This window comes from Geminicoccus flavidas (genome assembly GCF_009806515.1).
In the GTDB taxonomy this organism is placed as follows: Bacteria; Pseudomonadota; Alphaproteobacteria; order Geminicoccales; family Geminicoccaceae; genus Geminicoccus; species Geminicoccus flavidus.
Genome location: NZ_WUJP01000322.1, coordinates 1 through 3,004, shown reverse-complemented (window position 1 = coordinate 3,004; position 3,004 = coordinate 1). Strand labels below are relative to the sequence as shown.

General features: G+C 72.8%; 1 protein-coding gene and 1 pseudogene. One reads left to right on the top strand and one right to left on the bottom strand.

What is annotated here, in order from left to right:
• Positions 1-636 (top strand): annotated as a pseudogene (locus EQG76_RS08885) (hypothetical protein); the annotation flags it as partial.
• A 4-nt stretch (positions 637-640) separates the two neighbouring features.
• On the opposite strand, the gene EQG76_RS08880 reads toward EQG76_RS08885, so the two are convergent.
• Complete coding sequence (locus EQG76_RS08880; RefSeq protein ID WP_159712568.1) at positions 641-2,827, bottom strand: glycosyltransferase; 2,187 nt, start codon at positions 2,825-2,827, stop codon at positions 641-643.
• Positions 2,828-3,004 lie beyond the last annotated feature (177 nt).

Sequence of the window (3,004 nt, the reverse complement as noted above, 5' to 3'; positions counted from 1 at the left end):
GGCCCAGGACGCCACCGACACGGCGCGCCGCACCGGCCGGCTGGTGAACGACGTGCTGCGCACCGCATGAAGCTGCGTGGGCTGGTGGCGCGCTGGAAGGGGGGCAGCGAGGCAGCGGTGGCGCCGGTCGCGGCGGCCGTCCCGGCAGAATCTGTCGGGGAGGCGGTCGCCTTGCAGCCGCACGCCGACAGGCCGCCAAGCGAGAAGCCCGGGAGCGAGAAGCCGGTGGCCGAGAAGCCGGGGAGCGACAAACCGGTGGCCGAGAAGCCGGGGAGCGAGAAGTTGGCCGGGCCGCAGACGGTGCTGGTCACCGTACTGGGGCTGGAAGGCCAGGCCCTGGCGGAGACCGTGCAGACCGTGATGGCCGAATGCCGGCGCACCCATACCCGCCCGCTATTCATCACCGACGGCACCAACTTCGCGCCCCTGCGCGCGCAGCGGGCCCTGTTCGAGCAGGTGATCGACCCCGACATCTGCCGGCACCGCCGGCCGGGGCTCGACTGGCGGGCCTATGCGCTGGAGCAGTACCGGCTGATCGGCCGCAAGTGGAAGCCGGTGACCACCATCGCGTTCGGCCGCCCGGCCGACCCCGACGCGCTGGCCGCGGTGGTCGCGGGGCGGCGCGAGAAACTGTAGGCCCTCAGCCGACCAGCGGCGCGGTGTGCGGGGCTAGGTGGGGCAGGTGCGGCGGGCCGGACTCGGCGTCGCGCAGGGCCGCCTGCTCATCGACCAGCCGGGCGATCGCGGCACCACCGTCGGTGGGCGGCAGGTGCCGGACCCGCTCGCGCATCCTGGCTGCCACCTCCGGCGCCTGCAGAGCATCCAGCGCCCAGCGCAGCCGGTCGAGCTGGTGGACGCGCACGGATATGCCCAGGCCCGCCCGCTCCGCCCAGGTGGCGCGTGCCTCCTGCTCGTCCATCGTCGGATTCTCATTCGGCACGAAGATTGTGGGGATGCCGATCGAGATCAGCTCGTGGAAGGAATTGTAGCCGGCGGCACTGATCGCGAGGTCGAAGGCGCGGAACAGTCTAGCCATCGGGAAGCCGGACAGGGTGCTGGCACCGGGCAGGCGCTCGGCCGGCTGGTTCTCGCTGATCAGCCACTCGGCCTCGACCAGCACCACGCCCGCCTGCGTGCCCAAGCAGCCGGCTAGGGTCTGGCGGACGCGGCGGTAGTCGAAATTGTTCTGCGAACCCAGCAGCACCAGGACGGCCAGAGCGTCGGGGGCGATGCCGAGCTCGGCGCGCGCTTCCGCCCGGTCCAGGATCTCGTCACTGTCCAGCAGGGTCACCGGAGGGACGCGGACCACCGCACCGGCGCGGGTCCGGGTGAGGCCTCGATCGACTTCGGTCGCGAACTCGCCGGGCTCGATCACCAGGTCGAAGCTGGCGGCGCGCTCGATCGCGGCCTTGCCGGCATCGGGCCGCCACAGGCCGCGCCGGAGCCAGACGAACCGCCGCTCCGGGCAATGCCGGCGCAGCTCGGTGAGCGCCGCATAGGGCATGTTGCCGTCGAACAGGAGCACGCGCGGGTCGTAGAAGCCGATCATAGCCTGGAGGCGGGCGAGCAGGCCGCGGTTCCAGTAGTCGGCGTCGCCGCCATAATAGCTGTGATAGGGCAGGTATTCGCCGTGAAACCCGTACTGGCCGACCACGCCAACCGCCTGCGACATGGTGAGGAACACGGGCTCGATGGCGGGGGGCAGGCGGCGCGCCACGGCGAGCAGCCGGGTCAGGTGGCCCATGCCGATCCCGTTCGGAGAGAGCATCAGCACCCGGCGCGGCGCCCGGACCCGGGCGGAATCGGTGCGCCGGGGGCCAGGGAGGTCCGGGACCAGGGCCAGGAGATGTGCGGCCAGGGCCGCCGGGTCGGCAGCCTCCTGGACGAAGGCCCGGGCCCGCTCCGCACGGGCCTGGCGGTCGGCACCCGGCTCGCGGAAGGTGCCGGTGTGGAAGCTGGCGGCATCCTCCGGCCAGCCGGCCAGCTCCGCCGGCAGGGACAAGGGCACGCCAGCGGCCGCGGCCTCGACCAGCTCGGCGGTGACCGGCTGGGGCTGGCCCGGCCAGCCGGCCAGGTGCCAGACGTCCAGCCGCGCCAGGAAGTCGTCCACCGGCTCCGCCTCGGCCGGGATCAGGCGCAGTTCAGGCAAGGGCTGGGCGACCCGCCGGCGGAGCAGGGCCAGCGGTGGTGCCAGCAGTTCCACCGACCAGGGTGCCCTCGCGGGGTAGGCGCGGGCGAAGCCGTCCTCGTCCATGGGCCAGGCCGCGTTGCCCTGCCCGCCATGGCGGCCGATCACGGTTGGCCGCCGCGTCCAGGCTGGGTGGGGTGTCGTGCCGAGCGGGGGCGCCGGCGGCAGCCAGGGCGCGCTGTTCAGGCCCAGGGCGGCGGCGACGCTCCTGTCCACCGCCACTTCCTGCAGGGCGGCATGCTCCGCCAATGCTGCGAAGCGGCGGCGCAATGCGGCCAGCAGTTCACGGTCCAGGCGGCCGTCTTGCCAGGGGAGCTGGTCGAAGCGCAGGATGGCGTGATCGGCCCGAATCCGGGGCGGGCGGTCGATCCGGGCCAGGAGTGGCGCCAGGTGCCAGGCCAGGAGGATGCGGCTGCTCACGGGCCAGTCGGCGTCGACCAGGACGAGCTGTCTTGCGGCGAGGCTGGCGGCGAGCGGCGGAGCGATCAGGCGGCCGGGCAGGAACAGGCTGGAGCGGATGCCCAGGAGGCCGATCCGCCAGCCGCGCGCCGCCAGCCGGTCGACCAGGCGGACCAAAGCGCGCGCCTCGGCGTCGGGCAGGCGGGGATCGAGCAGCAGGAGGAGTTCGAGGTCGGTCATGCAGTTTCCTGCAAGCAGCAGCAGGGGATGGCTCAGGCGGTTTCCGGCAGGTGCCGGCGCAACCGTGGACTTGCGGTGGCCGTGGCGGCGCGTAGCCTCTCAGCATACTGGTGGACGAGCTGATGACCCATGACCTGATCTTCTTTCCCGATTATCGCGCGGCCAATCCCTACCAGG

What these genes read in the sequence shown, in the direction of transcription:
- EQG76_RS08880 (WP_159712568.1), bottom strand. Translation starts at nt 2,827, where the DNA reads ATGACCGACCTCGAACTCCTCCTGCTGCTCGATCCCCGCCTGCCCGAC.